Origin of the sequence: Methylobacterium aquaticum, assembly GCF_016804325.1 — a bacterium.
GTDB lineage: Bacteria > Pseudomonadota > Alphaproteobacteria > Rhizobiales > Beijerinckiaceae > Methylobacterium > Methylobacterium aquaticum_C.
The window spans coordinates 4,658,297-4,681,358 of sequence record NZ_CP043627.1; the positions used below are offsets into that span (position 1 = coordinate 4,658,297).

Consider the following 23,062-nt stretch of genomic DNA (forward strand, 5'->3'; position numbering starts at 1 on the left):
GGGTCACCCGTCGAGCGGTGCGGGGAGGGTGCCCAGGCGAGCGGCAGCGACGTCCCGCGCTCCCCGGTGGTTGGACCACCTTGAACCTCGCCAGTCACGCGGGACAGCCCCCCATAAGAGACGAGCCGGCGGCGGGCAACCGACGCTCGTTCGCCGTCGCGTCACCTTGTGCCGGCCCCGGCGGGCGGGTACTCACCGGGGCTCCCTCCCGCCGCCAGGATCGCCCGCCACCTTGCCCGCCCGCCTCGACGCCATCGACTGGGCGATCCTCCGGGAGCTGCAGGCCGACGGCTCCATCACCAACGTGGAGCTGGCCCGCCGCGTCGGCCTGTCGGCGCCGCCCTGCCTGCGCCGGGTCCGGGCGCTGGAGGAGGCCGGGATCATCCGCGGCTACCGCGCCCTGCTGGAGCCGAAGGCGCTGGGCTACGAGGTGGTGTGCTTCGCCATGGTGCAGCTCGCCGCGCAGGGCCAGGCGGAGCTCGCCGCCTTCGCGGCGCAGATGCGCGACTGGCCGATGGTGCGGGAATGCTGGACGCTCTCGGGCGAGACCGATTTCCTGCTCAAATGCGTCGCGCCGAATCTCGGCGCCTTCCAGCAGCTCGTCGGCCATCTGACCGGCCTGCCCAACGTGCGCACCGTGCGGACCGCGCTCGCCCTCGACCAGATCAAGGACGAGCCGATCGCACCCCTCGACGGAGCCGCGCCGGACGCGTGACGACGCGGCCGCTCGCGCCGCCTGCGTACAATTTAACCGTGAAGACTGCCTGTTGACGCCAGTCATGCCCGCGAATGAAGGTATGGTGACGGCCGCGTTAGGCTATGATCCCGACGTGGAGCGACAATCCATCCGGACCGCCCCGACACGGCAATGAAACTTGAAGTTGTCGCAGTGAATGAAGATCGCGCGCGCGAGGTGCAATCCGACAGACACTCTTCGAGATGATTGCCCGATTTCCGAGACAGAGGGATGACGATGCCTGACCGCCGAGACTCTCGTCGTCGTGACCCCGATCGTCATGAGCCTCTCCGGCGAACGCCGTCACCGTCGCGGCGGGATCCGGATCGATCCCGGGAAGCGGCTCCCGGTGAGACGCCTGGCGCGACCGCACTCGATCCGGTCAGCCTGTTCGCGGTTCCGATCGGGCGGACGACGAGCCCGCCGGGCGATCCCGTGCCGGTCACGCAGACGCTCTACCGCACCCCGGACCAGGGCTACGCGATCCGTACCTGCCTGCATCTCGGGAGCGATCCGACCTGCGACGTGATGATCTACGCCGACGAGGCGGCCTTGCGCGAGGCCCTGTCGGCCGGCGCCGACGGCCTCGACCAGGCATTGCTCGCTGCGGCGGGGCTGGACCGGAATGGGGTGTGAGGCTGAGATAGTGACGGTACTCGTCCGAACCCTCCCCCTCTGCGGGCTAGCGTATTCACACATCTCGGTCTGAGTGCTTTCCCCTTTGGAGGTAGCGCGCCTCTCCTCCCCAGGCGATCTCGGGCTTGCCCGAGATCGCTCAAGCTTGTGGGGAGGAGTTGGAGGTGGGGGTGGTGCCGGAGAAGCCTGAGCGGTGCCTTCTGCACCACCCCCACCCCTGACCCCTCCCCACAAGGGGGAGGGGAAAGAACGTGACACTCACCCCTACCTCTCTCCCACACGGGAAAGGGGATCCCACGCTTGATTCTTAAAGGGATTCTACCCGGGCAGCCCCGCTCTCTGCGGGAAGGGGTCGCGCGCGCTCGACAGGCTCGCCTCACGCCACCGACGCCAACCCCGCCCGATACGCCTCGACCGCGCGCGCCAGAGAGACATCCGGCAGCGCCCGCTCCGCCGCCTCCCGCAGGCGCGCCCGCCCTCCGGGATCGTCGAGGAGCGCCAGCGTCGTGCCCGCCCAGTCCGCGACATCCAGCGGCCGCACCGTGCCGCAGCCGCGGGCCTCCAGCAATTCGCGGGCGGCGCCCGAATGGGGCGAGGCGAGGACGGCGGTGCCGCTCTGCAACGCCTCGTTGACCACGATGCCCCAGACGTCGCCGCGGCTCGGGAACAGCAGCAGCCGGGCGGAGGTATGGGCCTCGGCCAGGGCCGATTGCGCGAGGTAGCCGTCGAACCGGGCCGGGATGCCGGCCTCGTCAAGGCGCGCCGCCATCTCGGCGCGGAGCGGGCCATCGCCGGCCACCCGCACCCGCAACGGGCGCCCGGCGGCGGCGCAGGCCCGCATCACGTCGGTGAAGAACCGCGCGCCCTTCACCTCCTCGTTGAGGATGCCGCAGAACAGGACGTCGTAGGGCCGGGTCTCGGGATCGGGCAGGGGCGGCGCGGGCTCCCAGGCCGGGAAGAGCGGTGCGCGGTGGATTCTCTCGGGGGCGAGCCCGTAGGAGGAGAGCAAAGTCCGGCTGCCCTCGCTCGCGGCGAGGCCGAAGGCGGCGCCCGGCACGATCACCCGGCGCAAGACGCGGTGCGCCGCGGACCGGGCGCCGGGATCGGTCTCCGGTACCCCGTCGGTCCGGATCGCGTAGGGGATGCGCAGGGCCCGGGCGGTCAGCGCTGCCATCGCCATGGTGGGCGAGAAGTCGTTGAGGATCACCGCCGAGGGCCGCATTTGCGCGAGGCGCGGGACGACGCTCGGATTGACGTAGAGGTTGCGGACCGCGTCGCGGTGCCAGCGCAGGCCCGGCAGCACGGCGAAGCGGTAGCCGTCCGCCGCCGCCAGGTCCCATTGCCGGGCGGGCTCCCGGGCCGCGCAGGCGAGCACGGTGAGCGGCCGGTCGAGGGCGGCGGCGAGCGCCCGGTACAGCACCTGGGTGTAGGGGGCGAGCGCGCCGGTCACCACCACGACGGGACGCTCAGCGGGCACGGGGGGCTCCCATCAGGGCGTCGAGCTCGTGCAGGGGCCATTCCGGCTCGAGGACGTGGCGGGGCATCGCGAAAGCATCGTCGGCGCCGGTGGCGACGCCGCGGCGGGTGGTGAAGAAGGTGGTGTAGCCCGCGCCGCGCGCCAGGGCGGGGTCGCGGCCCGGCCGGTAATCGCGCTCCGCGACGCCCCAGGGGCAGGCGAAGTGCCGGATCGGCCGGCCCAGGGCGGCTTCGAGCGCGGTCCGCGACCCGGCGATCTCCCGCTCGGCCTCGGCATCGTCGAGGGTGGCGATGCGGGCGTGGCTCGCGCTGTGCGAGCCGATCTCCATCCCGGCGGCGAGCCAGTCGTCCACCAGGGCCCGGCCGGCATAGGGGCCGGGTGGGTTCTCCGGGGGGGCATCGAGCCAGTCGCCGACGAGGAACAGGATCGCCGGCACCCCGGCGGCGCGCAGGACCGGCAAGGCGACCTCGACCGTGTCGGCATAGCCGTCGTCGAAGGTGACGAGGAAGTGCCGCTCCCGCGCGATCTCGCCGGACGACAGGAGCGCCACCGCCTCGTCCGCCCCGACGAAGCGGCCGTGCCGCTGCAAGAAGGCGACCTGCGCCGCGAACCCGGCGCGATGACGCTCCGGGACGTGGTGGTAGCACAGGGTGTAGAGGCCCGGCGGGGCATGGGTGAGGCGCCGCCAGCGCGAAAGCCCGCGCAGCAGCAGGGCCCGGACCACGGGATTGTCGCGGGCGAGGGTCTTGAGGGAGTGCAGCATCCCGTCCGCCACCATCGAAAAGACGTCCGCCGTAGGTGAGACCGGCCCAGTGCAGGGACAATCCAAGAAAATCACGTAGACCGGGGAAACCCCGTCGATGGCGGCCGATCGCGCGTGCCGTTCGGCCCGCCGACGGGGGGCGCGGTGCGCCGCTTGCGTCCTGGCGGCATCAGATACGGACGATGTCACATCCTGGCACGGGACCATCCATGACCAAGACGGAACGTGAGACGGGATTGCGGGTCCTGGCGGTCACCGATGTCCCGACCTGGGACGAAGCCGTGTGGGAGCAAGCCCGCGGCAGCATTTTCGCGGCGTCGGGCTGGGGTACCTACAAGTCCCGGCGCGGCGCGGCCATCGAGCGGCTGAGCGTCGTCGACGAGAACGGCGACGTGATGGGCCTGGCACAGGTGCAGCGCCGCCGCCGCGGCCCGGTCCGGCATTTCTACGTCCAGGGCGGGCCGCTCCTGACCGCGAAGGGCGAGCGCCACGGCGAGGCCGTCCTGCGCGCGCTCCTCGCCCATCTGGACCTCGGGCCGCTGGATCTGCTGGTGGCGGATGCCAACCGTACCGAGAGCCCAGGCACGGTGCTGGGCCTGCTGGCGACGGGGTTCCGGCCTGTCACGACCGCCGGCAGGCATACCCTGGAGGTGGACCTCGCCGGCGGCCTCGACGCGGTGCAGGCCGGGATGGAGCAGCGCTGGCGCAAGGCCCTGCGCAAGGCCGAGCGCAACCCGGCCCTGACGGTGCGCTTCCTCGACGACCCGGCCGAGCGGCTGGCCGCCTTCGACGCCTTCACGACGATGTATGCCTTGCTCAAGAGCCGCAAGGGCTTCTCGAACGACTTCGATCCCGGAGCCTACCGCGACCTCGCGGCGAACGATCCGCGCCACGTCATGCTCGAAGTGCGGGACGGCGAGGAACTGTGCCTGGTGCGGATCGCGCATCTCAGCCGCGACCGCTTCACCGACTTCTTCACCGCCTCGACCGAACGGGCCAAGGCGAATGCCGCCGCCTATCTGGCCGTATGGAGCTTCATCCGCCGCGCCGCCGAGGAGGGGTGCCGGATCTTCGATTTCGGCGGCATCGACCCGGCCGGCAACCGGGGCGTCTACGACTTCAAGCGCGGGCTCACCCGCAACGTCGCGTCGAGCGGGCCGCTCTGGCTCCATGGCCGCCACCGCCTCGTCACGGCGGCGGCCGGGGCGGTGCTCGCCCGGTGACGGTCTCGTCCGCCCTCCGGGCCCGCTTGCGCGGCCCGGCCCTGCTCTCGCTCCTCGACCAGGGGGCCGTGAGCGGCTTCGGCTTCCTCGCCGGCATCGCGGCGGCGCGCCTGGTCGACATGGAGGGGTTCGGGCGCTTCGCCCTCGTGCTCATCGTCGCGGGCTTCGCGCAGGGGCTGCACAATGCGCTGGTCACCGCGCCGCTGATGACGCTCGCCGGCTCCGTCCGCGATCCGGCCCGCTACGCCGCTTCGGTCGGCGCCGGCGCCGTCGCGCTGGCGGCGGTCTTGAGCCTCGGGGTCGCGGGGGTGCTCGCCCTGTACTTCTCGGCCCGCGGCGAGGAGGTCCCGGTCGGCCTCGTCGCGGCCGCCGGCGCGCTCACCCTGTCGCAGAACCTCCAGCTCACCGCCCGGCGGCTGCTCTTCGCCTATGACGGGGGCTCCAGGGCCCTCGCGATGGACGTGGCCCGGGCCGCGGCGGCCCCGCTTACGGTCGCCGTTCTGTGGGCGGCCGGGATCCCGCTCGATGCGGCGGGGCTCGTCGCCGTCCTGGCCGTGACGGCGTTCCTGACGACGCTGCCCGTGCTCCTCCGCCAAGCCCCCCGCACCGGGCGCCGGCGCCTCGCGCTGACCGCCCGACGCCACTGGCAGATGGCCCGCTGGCTGCTGCCGGTCGTCCTCGTCACCTTCGGGCAGGAGCAGCTGATCTGGATCCTGGCCGGCGGTGCCCTCGGCGACGAAGCCCTCGGGGGCTTGCGGGCGGCCCAGTACCTCGTCGGCCTCGTGCTGCTGATGCTCGCCGCCACCGAGAACGTGGTGCCGACGGGCGCCGGCCGCGCCTACGAGACCGGCGGCGAGCCGGCGCTGCGGGCCTATCTCCTCGGCGTCACCCGGCGCCTCGGGGTTCCGGTGGGCTTCCTCCTCGCCGTCGTGGCTTTCCCGGCGGATCTCTGGCTGCGCCTCGTCTTCGGTGCGCCCTACGCCGCCTACGCATCCTGCCTGCGCTGGCTGGCGCTCGGCGTGGTCTTCATCTTCCTGCGGGACATGGTGGCACAGATCTTCCGGGCGCGGCGTCGCACCGACGTGATCTTTCGTGCCTTCGCGGCCAGCCTCGCGGTGTCGCTGGTGCTGATCCAGCCGCTGCTCGCCCGCTACGGCGCCGTGGGTGCCGCGGCGGTCGTGGCCCTGGCGCACGGCGCCTCGCTCGTCGCCCTCGTGGCGGCCCTGGCGAAAGCCCCGGCGCCCCGAGCCCCGAGCCACACGGCCCAGGCCTCGAGCCCGGAGAGCCCGCGATGCTGAACGCCCTCATCGCCGTCGCGGTCGCGACCTGGTTCACGGTCGCCTATCCGGTCCTGCGCCGCCGCCTCGAGACCCATCTGCCGTCGGGCGGCGCGCCCCTGTTCTGGCCGCTGGCGCTCACGGTGGTGTTCGCCTTCATGCCGCTCGTCTTCACGGTGCCGCGCGAGGACGGCAACGCCGTGCTGGAGCAGGGTCTGACGGCCTCGAACCTCGTCACCATCGTGCTCACCGGCCTCACGGCCTTCTACCTCGTCGTGAAGGTCGCGGCCGACCGCCGCGTGCTGCTCCTGCCCTTCGCGATGCCCTACCTGCCGTTCACCCTGATGATCCTGGTGAACGGGATGAGCGCCGCCTGGTCGATCGTGCCGACCTACACGCTCTACCGCACCGCGGAACTGGCGGTGTTCACCCTCTCGTCGATCCTGATCTTCGACCGGCCGGACATCCGCCACCGCCTGGCCGACATCCTGGCGATGGTGACGCTCGCCTGGCTGGCCGCGGTGACGCCGGAGATCCTCCAGAGCCTGGCCTCGGGCATCGTGTTCTCCTCGGCCAAGAACAACATGATGCCGCTGGTCTGCGCGCTGCTGGGCTTTGCCGCCTGGTTCGGGCCGCCCAACCGGCGCCGCGGCCGCTACCTGGTCCTGGCCGCGATCGGCTTCGTCGTCGCGGGCTCGGCCGCCTCCACGGGGGCGCTGATCGGCGTCGGCCCGGCCCTGATGATCGCCTCGCGGCGCCCAGGCATCCGCGTCGCGGGCATCGTGCTGGCGCTCGTCTCGATCGCGCTGTTCCTGTTCCTGATGGTCGGCCTGTCGAGCTTTCCCGCGCTCCTCGATGCCCTCTCGGTCATCCTCCAGAAGCCCCGGGTGGAGCTCGCCAACGCCACCGGCCGCGGCCAGTTCTGGCCGACCTTCATCGCGGCGACGCAGGACCGCCTGCTCGGCTCCGGCTTCTCGGCCGCCGACCGCTTCGTGCAGCTCCTGATCCCGACTACCGAACTCGCCGACGAGCTCGGCCGCGACGCGGTGTTCATCACCAGCTCGCACAACATGTTCCTGAGCGCCTGGGCCGGCACCGGGATCATCGGCCTGTCCTTCGCGATCATGACCCTGATCGAGCCGATCCGCTTCGCCGCCCGCACCGATCGCGGCACCCGCCGCATCGTCGCCTGCCTGATCCTGATGCTCGCCCTCAACGGGCTGACCACGCCCGGGTTGTTCCAGGACTGGAACGTCAACGTGCTGGCCTACGTGGCGGTGCTCGCCACCGCGCGGGCGGCGCGGCGCGAGGCCGAGGCCGGCCGACGGGAGATCGCCGCTCCGCTCCCGTCCCCACGGGGGACGGGTCGGGCCTGGCCCGCGGCTTGAAGCGCAGGCGGCAAAGGGCCTGCCTGCCGCTCCGATCGTCCCGGAATGGTACAGGTCCGACCCGCAGCGAGAGCCTTTGGGGAGCCTCGGGCCCATCATGACCATGGTCGAGAATGTCCGCAGCGGGCTGCTCGTCGGCGCCGCCCCGCGGGAGGGACAGGAAGACGGGGAGCGCACGCGGGAGCCCTGGTTCCTCGATCCGCGGGAGATCCTGCGCACCGTGCGCCTGCGCTGGTTCACGGTGCTCCTGCCCGTGCTCCTGTGCCTCGGCCTCGCCGCGGCCTGGATGCACCTGAACCCGCCGCTCTACACCGCCTCGACGCAGATCCTGATCGACCCGCGCGGGTTGCAGGTGGTCAAGGACGGCCTGACCCCGCCGGACCAGGCGAGCGACGCGAGCCTGCTCTTCGTCGACAGCCAGCTCCGGGTGCTCACCTCCGACGACGTGCTCGGCCGCGTGGTGGACCGGTTCGACCTCGCCCGCGACCCCGAGTTCCAGGGCCGCTTCACCCTGGTCGGCGCGGCCCGCGACCTCGTCGCGCGCATCACCGGGCGCACCGAGCCGCCGGTCGAGCCCCGGCTGACGGCGCTCCGCATCCTGCGCGACCGGGTCGGGGCGCGGCGCCTGGAGCGCAGCTTCGTGCTGGAGCTCGGCGTGACCTCCGACGACCGGGAGAAGGCCGCCCGCCTCGCCGGCGGCATCGCCGAGACCTACCTCGCCCGCGATGCCGCCACCCGCTCCGAGACGACCCGCAAGGCCGGCGCGGCGATCGAGAGCCGGCTCGCCGAGCTGCGGGCCGACCTGCGCAAGGCCGAGGACAAGGCGCAGGCGTTCCGGGCCAAGCACAACCTCGTCGGCACCCGCACCCAGCTGGTGAGCGAGCAGCAGCTGACCCAGTTGAGCGAGCAGCTCGGCGCTGCCCGCGCCCGGGCGCTCGAGGCCGGCTCCCGGATGCGCCAGGTCGAGGGCGTGCTCACCGGCGGGCGCTTCGATTCCGCCAACGAGATCGTCACCAACCCGACCATCACCGCCTTGCGCGGCCAGCTCGCCGGCGTCGAGCGCCTGCGCGCCGATGCCGAGGAGACGCTGGGCAAGCGCCATCCGAGCTACATGGCGGCTCTGGTGCAGGAGAAGGCCCTGCGCGCGGCGATCGAGGCCGAGATCCGCCGCATCGCGGCGGCGAGCCGCAACGACTTCGAGGCCGCCCAGGCGAGCGCGAAGGTGCTGGCCACCACGCTGGAGCGGCGCAAGGCCGATGCCTTGAAGGTCGGCGACGACTTCGTGCAGCTGCGCGAGCTGGAGCGCCAGGCCGATGCGAGCCGGGCGGTCTACGAGGCCTTCCTGGTCCGCGCCCGGGAGTTGCAGGAGCAGCAGCGCCTCGACACCTCGGCCTCGCGGATCATCTCGGCCGCCTCGCCGCCGGAGAAGCGCATCGGCCCGCCGACGCCAGTCCTGTTCGTGGCCGCCCTCGTCGCCGGCTCGGGGCTGGGCCTCGTCGGCGCCCTCGCGCTCGAACTGCTCGCCGGCCGGGTCCGCTCGCGCCGGCGCCTGGAAGGCCATCTCGGCCGCTCCGGCCTCGATGCCCTGCCGCGTGCCCCCCGCACGGCCGCGAAGGCCGCCGCCCTCAAGGCCGATTTCGGCAGCGCCCGGGGCGATCTTCCCTACGAGGTGGCGGTCTCGCGCCTGCGCCACCGCCTCGCCGCCGCCGAACCGGGGGCCAAGCCCCTCGTCGTCCTCGTCACCGCGGGCGACGACCGGGCCGGCAAGTCGGTGCTGGCCCGCTCGCTCGCCCTCTCGGCGGCGGCCGACCGTGAGCGGGTGATCCTGGTCGATGCCGACCCCAAGGGGCTGCTCACCCGCGACCTCGGGGCCGCCGCGCCCCGGGACCTCGCCGGCCTCCTGCGCAGCCGCGCGCCGCTGGGCGACGCCCTGGTGACCCTGCCGTCCGGCCTCAGGGTGCTGCCCCGCCCCGCCGGCCTGCCGCGGGACCTCGCCGGCAACCTCGCCGACGCGCTCCTGCGCAGCGACGCCGACCTCGTCGTGGTCGATCTCGGCCTCGTCGGCGGCGACGTGGTGACCGAGCGCCTGATCGCCGAGGAGCGCATCCCGATGCTGCTGCTCGCCGTCAGCGCGCGGCGCAGCCGGTTCTCGGCGGTGGACCGGGCGCTCAAGGCGATCGGCCCAGGCCGGCGGCCGCGGGTGGTGGTGACGGATGCGGATTTGCGGGAGTAGGGGGATGCCGTTCTCCCAAGACGTTGCTGTTTAGGGGAAAGAACAGGCGCGGGTTTCCCCCTCCCCCCTCTGCGGGGGAGGGTGGCCTGCGGCGAGTGCGCAGCACTCGTGCCAGGCCGGGAGAGGGGACGCCGCTTCCGGATAAGACTGGACCGTTCTGAAGGGCGCCATCTGGAACAGCGTCGCGCTGCCCCTCTCGGCGGGACTGCGTCCCGCTGCCCCGGCTCCGCCGGTCACCCTCCCCCGCAGAGGCAGGGCTGTCCGGGGAAAACTGTGGCGCGCCTCCCCTCTCCCGTGTGGGAGAGGGGTCGGGGGTGAGGGTGACGCGCTTCCGTGCAAGGCTGTAAACGTTGTGCTGGCAGCTCTACGGTACGCGCTATACGCGGCACCGTAGCACCCTCACCCCTACCCCTCTCCCACACGGGAGAGGGGATCCCGCGCTTGGTTCTAAAGGGGATTTTCCCCGGACAGCCCTGCCGCACAGGGGGGAGGGAAAACCCGCGCCTCGACTGTCCCCGGATCGCCTCGGTCACGAGGTAAAGACGATTCAGGCGCCTCATATCGCGACTCGAGGCGCGACAGGGCCGCATCCCGCCCCCGAACCCGCCAGGCTCCGAGACACCCCACCATGCGGACCCTGCTCCTCCTCGCCGCCCTCCTCGCCGCCCCCCGGCCATGGCCGCCCCGATCGAGATCCGGGTCGCCGCCGAGGGCGCGCGGCCCTCGCCGGGCGGCACCGCCACCCTCGCCGAGGCCCTGGGTGAAGCCCGCCGCCGGCGCGCCCGCGATCCCGGCGCGGCGATCGTCGTCGCGCTGTCCTCCGGCACGCACCGCCTCGCCGCCCCCGTGCGGCTCGGGAGCCAGGATGGCGGCAAAGCCGGGGCGCCGCTGGTGATCCGCGGCCCCGCCGACGGGTCGGCCCGCCTCGTCGGCAGCCGGCGCCTCGCGCCGGTTCCGCTCGATCCGGCGCTGGCGGCCCGCCTGCCGGCGGCGGCGCGGGGCCATGTCCGGGCCTACCGGCTGCCCCCCTCGGCCAAGGCGCCGGCGCGAATCCAGGCGCCGATCGTCCTCAACGGTCCGCCGACACCCCCCGCCTTCGAGGTCTTCGACGGCGAGGGCGCGATGCATCCGGCGCGCTGGCCGGCGGAGGGCTTCGCCAAGGCCGAAGGCGGCGACGGGCCGGCCTTCACCGTGTCGGGCCTCCCGCCGGGCGCGCTCAGTGGCGAGCCCGACCTGTGGGCGGAAGGCTATTGGCGCTGGGGCTGGCTGTTCGAGGCGCTGCCGGTGATCCGCACCGCGCCGACGGGAGCGGGCACGCGCCTTACCCTCGACCGCACGCCCTACGAGGGCATCCGCCCGGGCGCGCCCGTCCGCCTCGTCCACCTGCTCGCCGGCCTCGACCGGCCCGGGACGTGGTGGCGCGACGCGAAGGCCGGGATCTTGCTCGCCTGGCCGCGGGGGGCCGAGGAGACCGTCGAGGTGTCGGTCGCCGAGACGCTGCTGTCGGTCGAGGGCGCGTCCCACCTGCGGGTCGAATCGCTGCGCCTCGCCATGGCCCGGGGCGACCTCGTGACCGTACGCGGCGGGCGCGACGTGGTGATCGCCGACAGCGTGCTCTCGCTGACCGGCGGGCGCGGGGCGGTGTTCACGGGCACGCAAGACAGCGGGCTCCAGCGCTGCGACATCGCCGGGACCGGTGCCGAGGGCGTGGTGCTCTCGGGCGGCGACCGGCGCACGCTCACCCCCGGCGGGCTGTTCCTGCGCGACAGCCGGCTTACCGGCTACGCCCGCCGGGAGCGGACGCAGCACCCGGCCGTTGCGCTGGACGGCGTCGGCGCCGAGGTGGCGGGCAACTACATCCACGATTCGCCGGCCTACGCGGTCCACATCCGCGGCAACGACCACCGGGTGACGGGGAACGAGGTCGCCAACCTGCTCGCCGGGGCCACCGATAGCGGGGCGATCTATTCCGGCCGGGACTGGACCGCCCGGGGCGGCGTGATCGCGAACAACCTCCTGCACGACATCCGGGGCGGGCCCGAGACCGAGGTGAAGGGGGTCTACCTCGACGACATGGCGAGCGGGTTCACCGTCACCGGCAACCTCTTCCTGCGGGTCGACCAGCCGGTCTTCCTCGGCGGCGGGCGCGACAACCGCGTCGATGGCAACGTCTTCGTCGCGTCGAGCCCGGCGATCCACGTCGATTCCCGCGGGCAGACCTGGGCCCGCGACGCGGTCACCGATCCGCAATCGGAGTTGCGCGCCGCCTATGCGGCGATGCCGGTCGAGTCCCCGGTCTGGCGGGCGCGCTACCCGCGCCTCCCCGGCCTGCTCTACGACCGCCCGGCGGTCGCGACCGGCAACGTCGTCACCGACAACCTGATCGTCCTGAGCGATCCCCCCCGCTTCACCGATGGCGGCGAGGCGGCCGAGCAGAATCTGGCCCGCAACCGCGGCCCGGCGAAGATCCCCGCCGGTCTGGAGGCGCTGGCACGGACCTCGGTGAACCCGGCGGATTTCGCCGGGCTCGCCGTCGGCAGCGGCGTCAGACTGCCGACGATCCCGTTCGATCGGATGCGCCGCTCCGCGACGGCCGGGGCGCCTTTCGGGCGCTGACCGCATCCCGCGCCGCGATCAGGAGGAAGCGCGGGATCGTGTCCAGGTAGCGCCGCCACAGGCGCCGGGGCTCGCGGGCGAGGCGATAGGCCCATTCGAGCCCGGCGACCTGGAGCATCTTCGGGGCCCGCGGGATGCGCCCGGTCGCGACGTCGAAGGCCGCACCCACTCCCATGGCGATGGTGCCCGGCAGGTAGGGGGCATGCGCCGCCATGAACAATTCCTGCTTCGGGGTGCCGAGGCCGACCCAGACGATCTGCGCCCCGGACGCACGGATGCGCTCGCGCATCGCCTCGGTCTCGGCCTCGGAGAGGGGGCGGAAGGGCGGGGTCTCGACACCGGCGACCTGGAGGCCCGGTATCCGGGCCCGCATCGTCGTGGCGAGCAGGTCGGCGACGCCCTCGCCCCCGCCGAGGAAGTAGTGGCGCCAGCCCGTATCCGCGCCGGCCCGGCACAGGGCCTCGACCGATTCGATCCCCGGCACCTGCTGCGTGGCGGCAAGGCCCCGCCAGCGGCCGATCCAGCTCACCGGACGGCCATCGGCACAGACCAGCAAGGCCTCGTGATGGGCGGCGCGCAACGCCTCGTCCGTCTGCGCGCGCACGACGCCGTGGGCATCGCGAAAGACCACGAAGGTGCCGGGCTGGCCCGGCCCGGCGGCGAGCCGGCGCCCGACCGACGCGATCAGCCCGTCCATGTCGATGGCCGAGACCGGAACGCCACCGATCGTGAAGGAGGAGACGAGGGGATCGTGTGCCACTGAGGTCAGGTTCCCGTTCTGGTGGAGGACGCGGACGGCCCTGCCGCACGGGCGGCGACGGCGTCGCGGTAGATGTCGAGGAGGGCGCGGGTGGCGACGTCCTCGTGCCACTCGCGCTCGTAGACGGTGCGGGCCGCCCGCCCCATGGCGGCCGCCGCCGCGGGATCGCCCGCGATGCGCGCGAGCGCGCGTCCGAGATCGGACGCGTCGCCTGGCTCGGCGAGGAGCCCCGTCGCGCCGTCGGCGACGAGGCCCGCGAGCGCCCCGATGCGCGAGGCGACGACCGGGGTGCCGGCGGCGAAGGCCTCCGCCACCACCATCGGCAGCCCCTCGTACCAGAGCGACGGCACGACGAGGGCCGCGGCCCGCGCCATCGCCGCCTGGACCGCGTCCGGGGGCAGGGCGCCCGTCAGGTCGAGGGCAGGGTGATCGGCGAGGGCGCCCGCGAGCGGTCCCTCGCCGATCACCGTGATCCGCGCGCCCGCCCGGGCAGCCGCCTCGGCCAGCACGGTCACGCCCTTCTCGGGGCTGAGCCGGCCAACATAGAGGAGACCCCGGCGCGGCCCGTCCGCGGGCGGCCCCGGATCGGGCAGCCCGTTCGGCCGGATGCGGATTTTTTCCGCCGGGAACCCCGCCGCGACGAAGCGCTCGCGGGCAAACGGCGTGAGCGCGATGAAGCGGTCGACGTCCCGCCGCCAGGTCCCGGCCCGGCGATGGTGGTCGATCATCCGGGCGACCGCGAGCGTGCCGACCCGCGAGCCGCGATAGCAGGCGAACTGCACCGCCCGGTAGGGCGAGCCGGTGACGCAGATCTCGCACGGCGCGCCGTCCCGCATCAGGAAGGCGTTGGCGCAGATCAGGCGGTAATTGTGCAGCGTCTGCACCGTGGCGAAGTCGGCCGCACGCGCCGCCGCGTGGATGCCGGGCGAGAGCAGCGGGAAGAAGTTGTGGACGTGGACCACGTCCGGCGCGAAGCGGCGCGCCGCCGCCATCACCCGGGCGATGCCGTCGGGCGCATGCGTCGCCGCGACCGCCGCCCGCAGGCGCGCGAGCCCGGAATCGATCGCCTCGTTGTCGAGGAACACCGCCTCGACGGCGCAGCCCGCCCGTTCGAGGGCGGCGAGGTCCCGGGCCACGGCGGCATCCTCGCCGCCGCGGACCTGGTAGCGGTTGTGGGCGACGAGGATGCGCAGCTTTGGGGGGCGGTGGTCATCGGGGGTGCCCGTGCGCGTCCGTGCCGGTGATCGGCGGGGCGTTCAGCGGGACGACATGGCGCGGGTCTCTCCCTCCCCCCTCTGCGGGAAAGGGTGACCTGCGGCGAGTGCGCAGCACTCGTGCCAGGCCGGGCGAGGGGGCGCCGCTTCCGGATAAAACCGAACCGTTCTGAAGGGTATTCCCTGGACGGGCGTCGCGCTGCCCCTCTCGGCGGGACTTCGTCCCGCTGCGCTCGCCACCCTCCCCCGCAGAGGGGGGAGGGGGAAAACCGCGCCATCTTGGCTCATGACGGCCCTGCGCCGCCGAAGCCGAATCCCGCAGGGACGCACCATCGTGGCCGATCCGTACCATCCTGGTCGTCACCGCTCCCATCCCGCTCTCCGCGCTCCGCCCAGGACAATAGACCGCTCGCCTTGGCGAGCTGGAGCGATCCCATGGCGAGATCATCCGGCCCGGTGCCGCCGTCATCCCGAAGAGATTCGGGGCGATAGCCGACCGGACGGCATGGAAATAACGCGTTACGTGATGGAAATTCAGTTGCGGAGGACTACCGACAGCAAGAAATCGGGCCGTTCCGACACATCTCGTCGGACCGATCGGGAACGAACCGTCCCTGACAGGCCAAAATCCTGCAGAAGGATTCCGCTGCGATCACAGCGACCTACCCGCACTCCGCCACGGCCGGGGGGCCGTCGGCCCAAACGGGCCGCCGGCGCCGGGCGCCGTCCGGGGTGTGACGCGATGTCCGGGCCGTCAGCCCCGGTCGCCACCCGTCAAGACCGTCCCCCGGCCAGGATCGCCTCGACGACCTCCTGCACCTCCAGCGCCTCGCCCAAGGTCGCAAGCGCGTGGGGTTCGCCCCTCGTCATCCGCACCACGCCCTCGAGCTGGCGCCGCAGGGCGATCGGGCGGGCGCGCTCGTTCGGGATCGCGTCGGGCGCGGGCGCAAAGGTGCCGTCCCGTTCCTGCCGCTCGGCGATCGCCCAGTCGCGCAGGCGGATCGTCCCGGCCTCGCCCTCCAGCGTCCAGGTGTTGTGGTCGTCGAGGGTCGTCTCGCCGACCCGGCCGCGCAGGACCACCGGCACGGCGCCGGCCCGGAACGTCGCATCGACGGCGCGCTCGGACCGGCCGGGCTCCGGAAACACGGCCTGCGCCTGAAGCTCCCGCAGGGGCCCGAGCAGGCGGCGGCTGAGGAACAGGAAATGCGACACCACCTCGCGGGTGAAGCCGCCCTCCTGCGGCGCGTCGAGCCAGCCGGCGGCGTCGCTCTGCCAGCCCCGCGGCCAGCGGGCGAAGGCGACCTCGATGGTCAGGCGGCGGGGCGTGCCGACGGCGCCATCGGCGATCCACTGCGCCAGGGTGGCGACACCGAGGGAGGAGGCGAAGGGGAAGTTCACCGCCCCGCGCTCGCCGGCCGTCGCCACGAAGTCGCGGGCCTCGGCGAGGTCGACGGCGAGGGGCTTCTCGCAGAAGACGCTCCGCCCTGCGGCCAGGGCCGCCCGGGCATGGCCGAGATGAGAGGCCGGCGGGGAGGCGATGTAGACGCACGCGCTCGCCGCCACGACCGAGGCGGCCTCCGTCACGAGCGGCAGGTCGGGGAGCGCGCGGCGATGCGCGCCCGCGCCGCCGGGTCCGGGTCCCACAGGGCCGCGATCCGGACCGGGCCTTCGTCCTGCCCGAGGACGGCGTTCAGCATGCGCTCGCCCATGATGCCGGCGCCGATGATGCCGAGGGCGAGGGGTGGGGAGGGCTGGCGCATCGGGGCTCCTGGATGGGGTGTGCTCGTCATAAGGCCGAACAGGCGGGGAGGGAACGCGCCCTGGCAGCACCCGCACGGGCAGGAGCGATGCGCCGGACGCGAGGGCGGCGCGCAGCCGCGAGGCTTGCCCCGGTGATTAACGGTGCGTTAACCACCCGCGCCGTCGGCACGCCGTTCGCACCTCCTCCTGCGCGCGGGGAATCGGGTGTCCCGCTCCGGGAGAGAGTGTTTCCATGTGGCACAATGCCGTCGGGTTTCTCGCCGTCGCCGTCTCGGTCGCGCTGATCGTCCGGCATTTCGGCGCCCCCCGGGCCGTGATCTACGGCTTCGTGATCACCGGGCTCGGCGCCTCCGTGGCGACGGTGCTGCTCGCCGACGTCTACACCGTCGATCCGGGGCGGAGCCGTGCTTCGGCTTTCACGACGCAGATGCCGCCGGTCCCGGGCCGCGACGCCCACGAGATCCGCGGCTGGCGCTGACCCTCCGGAACGGCGCGACCCCGGCGATCGTCAGGCCGCAGCCGAGGAGCCGCACCCATCCGGCCGGGCGGGTCGTGACGCCGATCCGGCCGTCGTAGGGCACACTCGGCGAGGATGGCGATCACGGCGACGGGCTCCGGCCCGGAGCCTCGTCAGCACCGCGCAGGTTCTTGGATCCGAGCGTGTCACCCGCGTCACCGCTCCGGCAGGCCGGCCCGGCGCAATCCGTCGTAGATCCGCTCGCGCTGGGCGAGGAAGGTCGGGTCGCCCGAGGTCAGCTTGCGGTAGCGCGCGATCGTGTAGCCGGGCCGGAGCGTCAGGAACCGGGCGAGGGAGGCCCGCGCCTCCGCCTCCCGGCCGAGCCGCGCGAAGGCGCAGGCGAGGTAGAGATGCGGGAAGTCGAAGAGCGGGTTCACCGCGGCCGCGCGTTGCAGGGCCGGGATCGCCGCCTCGTCCCGGCCGAGATGGAGCTTTGCCAGCCCGTCCCGCGCCAGCCACGCGCCGACCAGCGGGTCCTTCGGGCTCAGGCGGAGGGCCGCCGCGATGTCGGCCTCCGTCTCCTCCGCCCGGCCGAGGAAGATGTGGATCAGCCCGCGATAGGCATGCGCCCGGGCGAAGCTCGGGTTGAGGGCGAGCACCCGGTCGAAGGCGGCCAGCGCCTCGGGGTAGCGGGCCCGGGCGCGCAGGGTCTCGCCGCGCAGGTAATGCGCGAAGGGATGGGTCGGGTCGTCCCGCAGCACGGCGGCGACGGCCTGCTCGGCCCGGTCGAGATCGCCCTCGCGCTCGCCCGTCCAGCCGTTCAGCACCCCGTCGACCAGCACCTCGGCGAGGCCCAGCCGGGCATGGGCGTTGACGGGATCGAGGGCGAGGGCGCGCTCGAACAGGGGCCGGGCCCCGGCATGGTTCTCCCGGGCGAAGGGCCGGTTGAGCAGGGCCTGGCCGCGCATGACGAGGTCGACCGCATCGGCCGGGTGGCCGGCGCGCCCTTGCGTGGCGGCTTCCAGCAGGCGGATGCCGAGCGCCCGGCCGACCTGGGCGATCAGCGCGTCCTGCGCGGCGGCGAGATCGGCGCGTGCGCCGTCGAAGCGGTCGGCCCAGAGGGCGGCGCCGGTCTCGACGTCGGTGAGCTGCACGGCGAAGCGCACCTGCCCGGCGCCGTGGCGCAGGCTGCCCTGCACGACGTAGCGCACCCCGAGCTCCCGGCCGACGGCGCGAGGCGCGACCGGCCGCCCCTCGTAGGACCGGGCCGTGCCGTGGGCGATGACGAAGGTGCCGGGCGCCCGGGCGAGATCGGCGGAGAGGTCCTCGGCGATCTGCTCGGCGAGGTAATCCTGCTCCGGGTCGCCGCTCTGGTTGGCGAGCGGCAGGACGACGAGGGACAGAGGCGGCCGCGCGGGCTCGCCCGAAACGGTCGGCGTACCGGCCGGCGACGCCATCCCCCGACGCTCGGGCGCGACGTGGGGCCAGGCCAGGCCCCCGGCGAGGCCGAGGCCTGCGAGGAGCAGGGCGGCGAGGGCGGGCCGCGGGAGCCGGATCCGCGACACGGCCGCCTCCGGCGACGGCACGGCGTAGATGCGCACCGGCCGGGCGATGTTCTTGAGGCGCTGCGCGCCGAGATCGACGAAGCGGATGTCGGGCCGGTCGCTCACTTCCCGGTAGGCGGCTTCCGAGAGGCGCAGGCCCCCGGGCTCGGCCGCCGCCTGCAGGCGGGCCGCGATGTTGACGCCGTCGCCGAACAGGTCGCCCTCGTGCACCATCACGTCGCCGAGATGGATGCCGATGCGCAGGCGGAACCGCCCCGCATGCCCCTTGGCCTCGGCGAGCGCCCGCTGGACAGCCAGGGCGCAGGCGACGGCATCCGGCACGCGGGCGAACTCGGCGAGCACGCTGTCCCCCGCCGTGTTGGCGATCCGTCCGTGATGCGCCGAGATCAGATGGTCGGCGATCTTGCGGGTGGCCTGGAGGGCCTGCATGGCGCCGCGCTCGTCGTCGTGCATCGCCTTCGAATAGCCGGCGATGTCGGCGGCGAAGATCGCCGCCGGACGACGCTCCGGGGTCGGCCATTCCGGTGCGGCGGACCGGTTCGTCCGCTCGCTCACGGTGATTCGTCCGCGCCGCAAGCCACGACGGCACGGCTCCCCGCATCCGCGGCATCGTCAGATAATCGTGCCCGGAAAGACGAGACATCCCACGAGGCGACATCAATCACGTCGGCGATCATCGAGAGCGACCTCCCTTTCCTTCCCCGGACCGGTCTCGCCCGAGATTTCCCTCGGATCCGGGATTCGGAATCGATTAGACCGATGTCGACGACGCGGGGCGGATCGACGTCCGTACCGATCCCGGACCGAGACCGGTGCATCGGCACGGCTGTGCCGGTAGCATGGTGCGAATACCGGAAGATTGCGTCCCGGTAACATGGTCCGACTGCGCGCGGCGAAGCGTCTGATCTTCAGCGAATTTGGGAGCCGCGGGATCGGCCGGCGCCACGCGGCGGCCTCAGGCGCGAGGCAGCGGCCTTGGGCACGAGGCGCATGCCGCCGAATTCCGCAGATCGGGACCACCGCGGCGGCTGCCGTACAGCATCCGTACTTGGTTCCCCAGCGGAGCGAAAAATATCGGCGATGTCGCGTTCGGGCCTGAAAACAGTTTTTTAAGAAAATAACCTCAACCTAACCCCGATAAGATATTCCTCCTATCCATGAAGATATGGGTCAAGTGATGCTCAGGCTCAGCATCGGGCGCAAGCTGGCTTTGTCATCCGCCGTCACGGCCGTGTTCGTCGGTGGCGCCGTCTACAATCAATGGTCGAGCAACACCGAGATCAGCGCGGCGAACGACGCGGTGGCCCGGGAAGAGACCATCCTGCGGGGGATCTCGCAGGCGCAGCTCGCGGTCAGCCGCATCCAGCTGAGCTACCGGTCCGTCGAGCTGGCGCGCAGTGCCGCCGCGGCCGATGCGGCCGTGACGGCGGCGCAGGACGAGGCGGGCGCCGCCGCCAAGGGGCTGGAGCGGCCGATCGCCATCGCCCTCAAGCCGGACGTGCTGCGCGAGAGCGAGCGCGGCGTGCGGGACCTCGCCGCCGCGGTGAAGGATTTCGCCCAGCAGGGCCGGGCTGACCTCTACGGCCGGCCGGTCGACGCGGCGGCGGCCGCTGCCTCCCGCGACCGGATCGCCGCGCTCCTCGGACGGACCGAGAAGACCATCGGCGAATCGGTCGAGAACGCCAACCGCTTCACGCACGAGGCGATGAAGGCGGCTGCCGAGCGGATCGCCTCGGCGACGCGGATCGGCCTCTTGGCCGGCGCGGCGATGCTGCTGAGCCTGCTCGCCGCGGGCGTGGTGCTGATGCTCAACATCCAGCGCCCGATCCTGCGGCTGGTCGCGGTGCTGGAACGGATGGCGGCCGGCGACGTCGATGCCACCATCGCCGAGAGCCGGCGTGGCGACGAGATCGGGGCGCTGGGCCGCGCCGTCGAAGACATCAAGGCGATGGTCGCCCGCAAGGCGGCGGAGGATGCGGAGCGCCGCCAGATCGCCGATGCCGCCGCCGCCGCGGCCCGGCAGCGCGCGACCCTGGAACTGGCCGACACCTTCGAGGCGGCGGTCGGCGACGTCGTCCGCACGGTCTCGTCATCCGCCACCGAGCTTCAGGCCACCGCCCGCTCGATGTCGTCGATGGCGGCCGAGACCGCGTCGCAATCGACGAGCGTCGCCGCGGCGGCCGAGGAGGCGGCGACCAATGTCGGCACCGTCGCGGCGGCGGCCGAGGAGCTCGGCGCCTCGATCTCGGAGATCGGCCGCCAGGTCGAGGGCTCGGCCGGGCTCGCCCAGGCCGCGGTCGGCGAGGCCGACAGGACCGGCCAGCTCGTCCAGGCGCTGAAGGCCACCTCGACCCGGATCGGCGACATGGTCGGGCTGATCTCGAACATCGCCAGCCAGACCAACCTGCTGGCGCTGAACGCCACGATCGAGGCGGCGCGCGCCGGCGAGGCGGGCCGCGGCTTCGCGGTGGTCGCCGCCGAGGTGAAGGAACTGGCCAACCAGACCGCCCGCGCGACGGAGGAGATCGCCCGCCAGATCGGCGAGGTCCAGGGCGTCACCGATCAGACGGTCGGGGCGATCGGCTCGATCACCTCCCGGATCCGCGAGATCGACACCGTGGTGACCTCCATCGCGGCGGCGGTCACCCAGCAGGGCGCGGCGACGCAGGAGATCGTGCGCAACGTCTCGCAGGCCTCGGTCGGCACGAGCGCGGTGACCGGCACCATCGCGGGTGTGGCCCAGGCCTCCGAATCGACCGGGATGGCGGCGAGCCGGGTGCTGACCTCGGCCTCGGACCTGTCGCGCCAATCGGAGCATCTCTCCGAAGAGGTCCACCGCTTCCTCGCGACCGTGCGGGCGGCCTAATACCAACGGTCGTTGCAAACGACCTTTGGTTCCGTTCTCGAATTTTCGTCAAGCCCCTGGTTTGGCATAGAAAATCCGAGATAGCTCAATGGCCCGATGCGTCAGCATCTCGGGCCATTGGCATAAGGCGCGAGCGACCCCGCGAAGGGGGGGACGAATCCCGCCGGTCCGGGGCCGATGCCCGGGCCGGCTTGCCGTCCTCGCGCGGGTCAGGCCTTCGGACCGTCGTCCCCGGGCGAGGAATCGGGCGCGGGAGAATCGGGGGCAGGGGAGTCGGGGGCAGGCGAGCCGGGCGGCGAATCGGGACCCGGGGTCGCGGGCGGGACGTGGTCCTTGCGCCACTGGGCGAACAGGCTCTGGAGCACCGCGACGGTGTCGCGCACCGCCTTGGCCTCGTCGTCGACGGAGACGCCCTCGGAGACGGAATTGCGCGTCGTCAGCACGGCGCGCGCCTCGATCTCGCCCAGGCGCTCGAGAAAGTCGGGACGCGAGGCGAGCAGGTCGAGGGCGTCGCCCATGGCGGTGGCGAGGGTCGTGGCGAGAAGCCCCGCGGTCGCGACGTCGCCGACCGAGGCCTCGTAGGGCTCCGGGGTCTCGTCCTCGTCCTCGTCCTCCTCGGCGGCGGCCTGCAAGCCCTCGACCAGGGCCTCGACCAGCTCGACCGCGGTGTCCTCCGGCACGGCGAGCCGCAGGGCGACATCGATCTCGTCGCCGCTGAAGCCGGCGGTGCCCAGGGTGACCTGCAGGATGCCCGGCCGGCGCAGGCTCAAGGCCATCAGGGTGTTGGCGTAGATGGTGGGCGCGTCCGGCATGACCTCGACCTCTTCCCGGGCAGGCGCGGGGATCCCGCTGCCTGCCCGGCCTATATCGCGCTCCGGCGCCCGCGGCGACGGGGCCTGAGCGGACTTGCCTCGGCGGGCCGACGCAAGTCCGCTCAGGCTCCCGTCGCATCGCAGATTTTCGTCGCAAAACCGGCGGTCGCCTTTGCGAAATCTGCCGGGGCTGTCACGCGCTGGCGAGCCGCGCGACCTTGTTGTCGGGAAGCTCGATGTCGACGCCGAGGGTCGAGACGGCGTCGCCCCGCTCCATCGTCACCTTCACCTTCTCCTGGTCGATGGCGACGTGCTTGGCGATCACCGCCAGGATCTCCTCGCGCAGGATCGCCACCAGGTCCGAGCGGCCGAAGGCGGTGCGCTCGTGGGCCAGCAGGATCTGAAGGCGCTCGCGCGCCACCGGCGCCGTCCCGCGCCGCGACAGGAAGCTCAGCAGGTTCATGCCGCCCTCCGGGTGAACAGCTTGCCCAGGAGCGAGCGCTTGTCGCTCGGCACGGTCATCGGCACGGTCTCGCCCTTCAGGCGGCGCACGGCGTCGGCATAGGCCCGGGCCGGCGCGCTCTGGGGCGCGTTCAGCGTCACGGGGCTGCCGAGGTTCGAGGCCTTCAGCACCTCCTCGCTCTCCGGGATCACGGCGAGGAGCGGGATCGACAGGATCTCCAGGACGTCGTCGATCTTCAGCATCTCGCCGCGCTCGGCCCGGTTGGGGTCGTAGCGGGTGAGGATCAGGTGCTTCTCCAGCCGCTCGCCCTTCTCGGCGCGCTCGGTCTTGGAATCGAGCAGCCCGATGATCCGGTCGGAATCGCGCACCGAGGAGACCTCGGGGTTGGTCACGACCACCGCGATGTCGGCGTGGCGCATGGCGAGCGTCGCCCCGCGCTCGATGCCGGCCGGGCTGTCGCAGATGATCCAGTCGAACTTCTCGCGCAACTCGCCGACGACGCGGGCGACGCCCTCGTCGGTGAGCGCGTCCTTGTCGCGGGTCTGCGAGGCGGGCAGCAGCGAGAGCGTGTCGATGCGCTTGTCGCGGATCAGCGCCTGGGGCAGCTTGGCGTCGCCCTGGACGACGTTGATGAGATCGTAGACGACCCGGCGCTCGGCGCCCATGATGAGGTCGAGGTTGCGCAGGCCCACGTCGAAGTCGACGACGCAGACGCTCTGGCCGGTCTTGGCCAGGGCGGCCCCCAAGGCCGCCGTCGTGGTGGTCTTGCCCACCCCTCCCTTGCCGGATGTCACCACGATGACCTTGGCCATGGA

The 23,062-nt window shown here is 72.9% G+C and carries 20 protein-coding genes and 1 riboswitch; of the genes, 9 read left to right on the top strand and 11 right to left on the bottom strand.

The annotated features are described in order from the left end of the window. Nucleotides 1-23: 23 nt before the first annotated feature. A riboswitch (ZMP/ZTP riboswitch) is annotated at nt 24-108 on the bottom strand. A 124-nt stretch (nt 109-232) separates the two neighbouring features. Next, complete coding sequence (locus F1D61_RS21265; protein WP_203153934.1) at nt 233-715, top strand: Lrp/AsnC family transcriptional regulator; 483 nt, start codon at nt 233-235, stop codon at nt 713-715. Between the two features lie 456 nt (nt 716-1,171). Beyond that, nucleotides 1,172-1,372, top strand: coding sequence for a hypothetical protein (locus tag F1D61_RS21270; RefSeq protein ID WP_203153936.1), 201 nt, complete (start codon nt 1,172-1,174; stop codon nt 1,370-1,372). A 376-nt stretch (nt 1,373-1,748) separates the two neighbouring features. On the opposite strand, the gene F1D61_RS21275 is transcribed toward F1D61_RS21270, so the two are convergent. Further along, entirely contained in the window at nt 1,749-2,849 is a 1,101-nt protein-coding gene (locus tag F1D61_RS21275) for a glycosyltransferase family 4 protein (RefSeq protein WP_203153938.1), read from the bottom strand. Then, nucleotides 2,839-3,627 carry a polysaccharide deacetylase family protein gene (locus F1D61_RS21280; protein ID WP_246775452.1) on the bottom strand — a complete coding sequence of 263 codons (789 nt, stop codon included), beginning with the start codon at nt 3,625-3,627 and terminating at the stop codon, nt 2,839-2,841. The genes F1D61_RS21275 and F1D61_RS21280 overlap by 11 nt, the downstream gene beginning before the upstream one ends. Before the next feature lie 194 nt (nt 3,628-3,821). On the opposite strand from F1D61_RS21280, the gene F1D61_RS21285 reads away from it, so the two are divergent. The 5 genes from F1D61_RS21285 to F1D61_RS21305 all read left to right on the top strand — a co-directional run bounded on the left by F1D61_RS21285 (nt 3,822) and on the right by F1D61_RS21305 (nt 12,349). Beyond that, nucleotides 3,822-4,835 (top strand): lipid II:glycine glycyltransferase FemX, encoded by a 1,014-nt coding sequence (locus F1D61_RS21285; RefSeq protein ID WP_203153940.1) that lies wholly within the window; start codon nt 3,822-3,824, stop codon nt 4,833-4,835. Continuing rightward, nucleotides 4,832-6,133, top strand: a complete 1,302-nt coding sequence (locus tag F1D61_RS21290) for a lipopolysaccharide biosynthesis protein (protein WP_203153942.1) — start codon at nt 4,832-4,834, stop codon at nt 6,131-6,133. The genes F1D61_RS21285 and F1D61_RS21290 overlap by 4 nt, the downstream gene beginning before the upstream one ends. Further along, nucleotides 6,127-7,500, top strand: a complete 1,374-nt coding sequence (locus tag F1D61_RS21295; RefSeq protein WP_203153944.1) for an O-antigen ligase family protein — start codon at nt 6,127-6,129, stop codon at nt 7,498-7,500. Before F1D61_RS21290 ends, F1D61_RS21295 begins: the two co-directional genes overlap by 7 nt. A gap of 97 nt (nt 7,501-7,597) precedes the next feature. Next, the gene (locus F1D61_RS21300) at nt 7,598-9,733 is read left to right on the top strand and encodes a GumC family protein (protein ID WP_203153946.1); all 2,136 of its coding nucleotides are present in this window, start codon (nt 7,598-7,600) and stop codon (nt 9,731-9,733) included. A gap of 675 nt (nt 9,734-10,408) precedes the next feature. Further along, complete coding sequence (locus F1D61_RS21305; RefSeq protein ID WP_203153948.1) at nt 10,409-12,349, top strand: right-handed parallel beta-helix repeat-containing protein; 1,941 nt, start codon at nt 10,409-10,411, stop codon at nt 12,347-12,349. Here the strand turns inward: F1D61_RS21305 and F1D61_RS21310 are convergent. The 4 genes from F1D61_RS21310 to F1D61_RS34390 form a co-directional block, all read right to left on the bottom strand. Then, nucleotides 12,279-13,109 carry a WecB/TagA/CpsF family glycosyltransferase gene (locus tag F1D61_RS21310; protein ID WP_203153950.1) on the bottom strand — a complete coding sequence of 277 codons (831 nt, stop codon included), beginning with the start codon at nt 13,107-13,109 and terminating at the stop codon, nt 12,279-12,281. The two genes, F1D61_RS21305 and F1D61_RS21310, sit on opposite strands and share 71 nt — an antisense overlap. Nucleotides 13,110-13,114: 5 nt before the next feature. Then, nucleotides 13,115-14,302: a glycosyltransferase gene (locus F1D61_RS21315; protein WP_203159194.1), complete on the bottom strand. Its 1,188-nt coding sequence runs from the start codon at nt 14,300-14,302 to the stop codon at nt 13,115-13,117. Nucleotides 14,303-15,097: 795 nt separating this feature from the next. Continuing rightward, nucleotides 15,098-15,907 (bottom strand): Gfo/Idh/MocA family protein, encoded by an 810-nt coding sequence (locus F1D61_RS21320; RefSeq protein ID WP_246775454.1) that lies wholly within the window; start codon nt 15,905-15,907, stop codon nt 15,098-15,100. Further along, nucleotides 15,904-16,083 carry a hypothetical protein gene (locus F1D61_RS34390; RefSeq protein ID WP_246775455.1) on the bottom strand — a complete coding sequence of 60 codons (180 nt, stop codon included), beginning with the start codon at nt 16,081-16,083 and terminating at the stop codon, nt 15,904-15,906. Before F1D61_RS34390 ends, F1D61_RS21320 begins: the two co-directional genes overlap by 4 nt. Nucleotides 16,084-16,316: 233 nt before the next feature. Between F1D61_RS34390 and F1D61_RS21325 the strand changes: the two genes are divergently transcribed. Further along, complete coding sequence (locus tag F1D61_RS21325) at nt 16,317-16,562, top strand: hypothetical protein (protein WP_203153952.1); 246 nt, start codon at nt 16,317-16,319, stop codon at nt 16,560-16,562. 194 nt (nt 16,563-16,756) lie between these two features. Here the strand turns inward: F1D61_RS21325 and F1D61_RS21330 are convergent, their stop codons facing one another. Next, entirely contained in the window at nt 16,757-18,661 is a 1,905-nt protein-coding gene (locus tag F1D61_RS21330) for an adenylate/guanylate cyclase domain-containing protein (RefSeq protein WP_203153954.1), read from the bottom strand. Continuing rightward, on the bottom strand, nt 18,658-18,783 hold the full coding sequence (locus tag F1D61_RS34855) for a hypothetical protein (protein WP_281437018.1): 126 nt from the start codon (nt 18,781-18,783) through the stop codon (nt 18,658-18,660). Before F1D61_RS34855 ends, F1D61_RS21330 begins: the two co-directional genes overlap by 4 nt. A 500-nt stretch (nt 18,784-19,283) precedes the next feature. Between F1D61_RS34855 and F1D61_RS21335 the strand changes: the two genes are divergently transcribed. Continuing rightward, a complete protein-coding gene (locus F1D61_RS21335; RefSeq protein ID WP_203153956.1) occupies nt 19,284-20,972 on the top strand; it encodes a methyl-accepting chemotaxis protein in 1,689 nt (562 codons plus the stop codon). A 209-nt stretch (nt 20,973-21,181) separates the two neighbouring features. Here F1D61_RS21335 and F1D61_RS21340 read toward each other — a convergent pair whose 3' ends face one another. From F1D61_RS21340 to minD, 3 genes are all read right to left on the bottom strand, one after another. Beyond that, complete coding sequence (locus F1D61_RS21340; RefSeq protein WP_203153958.1) at nt 21,182-21,784, bottom strand: hypothetical protein; 603 nt, start codon at nt 21,782-21,784, stop codon at nt 21,182-21,184. Nucleotides 21,785-21,977: 193 nt separating this feature from the next. After that, the gene (gene minE, locus F1D61_RS21345; RefSeq protein ID WP_109961197.1) at nt 21,978-22,247 is read right to left on the bottom strand and encodes a cell division topological specificity factor MinE; all 270 of its coding nucleotides are present in this window, start codon (nt 22,245-22,247) and stop codon (nt 21,978-21,980) included. After that, entirely contained in the window at nt 22,244-23,059 is an 816-nt protein-coding gene (gene minD, locus F1D61_RS21350) for a septum site-determining protein MinD (protein ID WP_203153960.1), read from the bottom strand. The genes minE and minD overlap by 4 nt, the downstream gene beginning before the upstream one ends. Between the last annotated feature and the right edge of the window lie 3 nt (nt 23,060-23,062).

What these genes read in the sequence shown, in the direction of transcription:
- F1D61_RS21280 (WP_246775452.1), bottom strand. Translation starts at nt 3,627, where the DNA reads ATGGTGGCGGACGGGATGCTGCACTCCCTCAAGACCCTCGCCCGCGAC.
- F1D61_RS21285 (WP_203153940.1), top strand. Translation starts at nt 3,822, where the DNA reads ATGACCAAGACGGAACGTGAGACGGGATTGCGGGTCCTGGCGGTCACC.
- F1D61_RS21295 (WP_203153944.1), top strand. Translation starts at nt 6,127, where the DNA reads ATGCTGAACGCCCTCATCGCCGTCGCGGTCGCGACCTGGTTCACGGTC.
- F1D61_RS21300 (WP_203153946.1), top strand. Translation starts at nt 7,598, where the DNA reads ATGACCATGGTCGAGAATGTCCGCAGCGGGCTGCTCGTCGGCGCCGCC.
- F1D61_RS21305 (WP_203153948.1), top strand. Translation starts at nt 10,409, where the DNA reads ATGGCCGCCCCGATCGAGATCCGGGTCGCCGCCGAGGGCGCGCGGCCC.
- F1D61_RS34390 (WP_246775455.1), bottom strand. Translation starts at nt 16,083, where the DNA reads ATGCGCCAGCCCTCCCCACCCCTCGCCCTCGGCATCATCGGCGCCGGC.
- F1D61_RS21325 (WP_203153952.1), top strand. Translation starts at nt 16,317, where the DNA reads ATGTGGCACAATGCCGTCGGGTTTCTCGCCGTCGCCGTCTCGGTCGCG.
- F1D61_RS34855 (WP_281437018.1), bottom strand. Translation starts at nt 18,783, where the DNA reads ATGATCGCCGACGTGATTGATGTCGCCTCGTGGGATGTCTCGTCTTTC.
- F1D61_RS21335 (WP_203153956.1), top strand. Translation starts at nt 19,284, where the DNA reads ATGCTCAGGCTCAGCATCGGGCGCAAGCTGGCTTTGTCATCCGCCGTC.
- F1D61_RS21340 (WP_203153958.1), bottom strand. Translation starts at nt 21,784, where the DNA reads ATGCCGGACGCGCCCACCATCTACGCCAACACCCTGATGGCCTTGAGC.
- minE (WP_109961197.1), bottom strand. Translation starts at nt 22,247, where the DNA reads ATGAACCTGCTGAGCTTCCTGTCGCGGCGCGGGACGGCGCCGGTGGCG.
- minD (WP_203153960.1), bottom strand. Translation starts at nt 23,059, where the DNA reads ATGGCCAAGGTCATCGTGGTGACATCCGGCAAGGGAGGGGTGGGCAAG.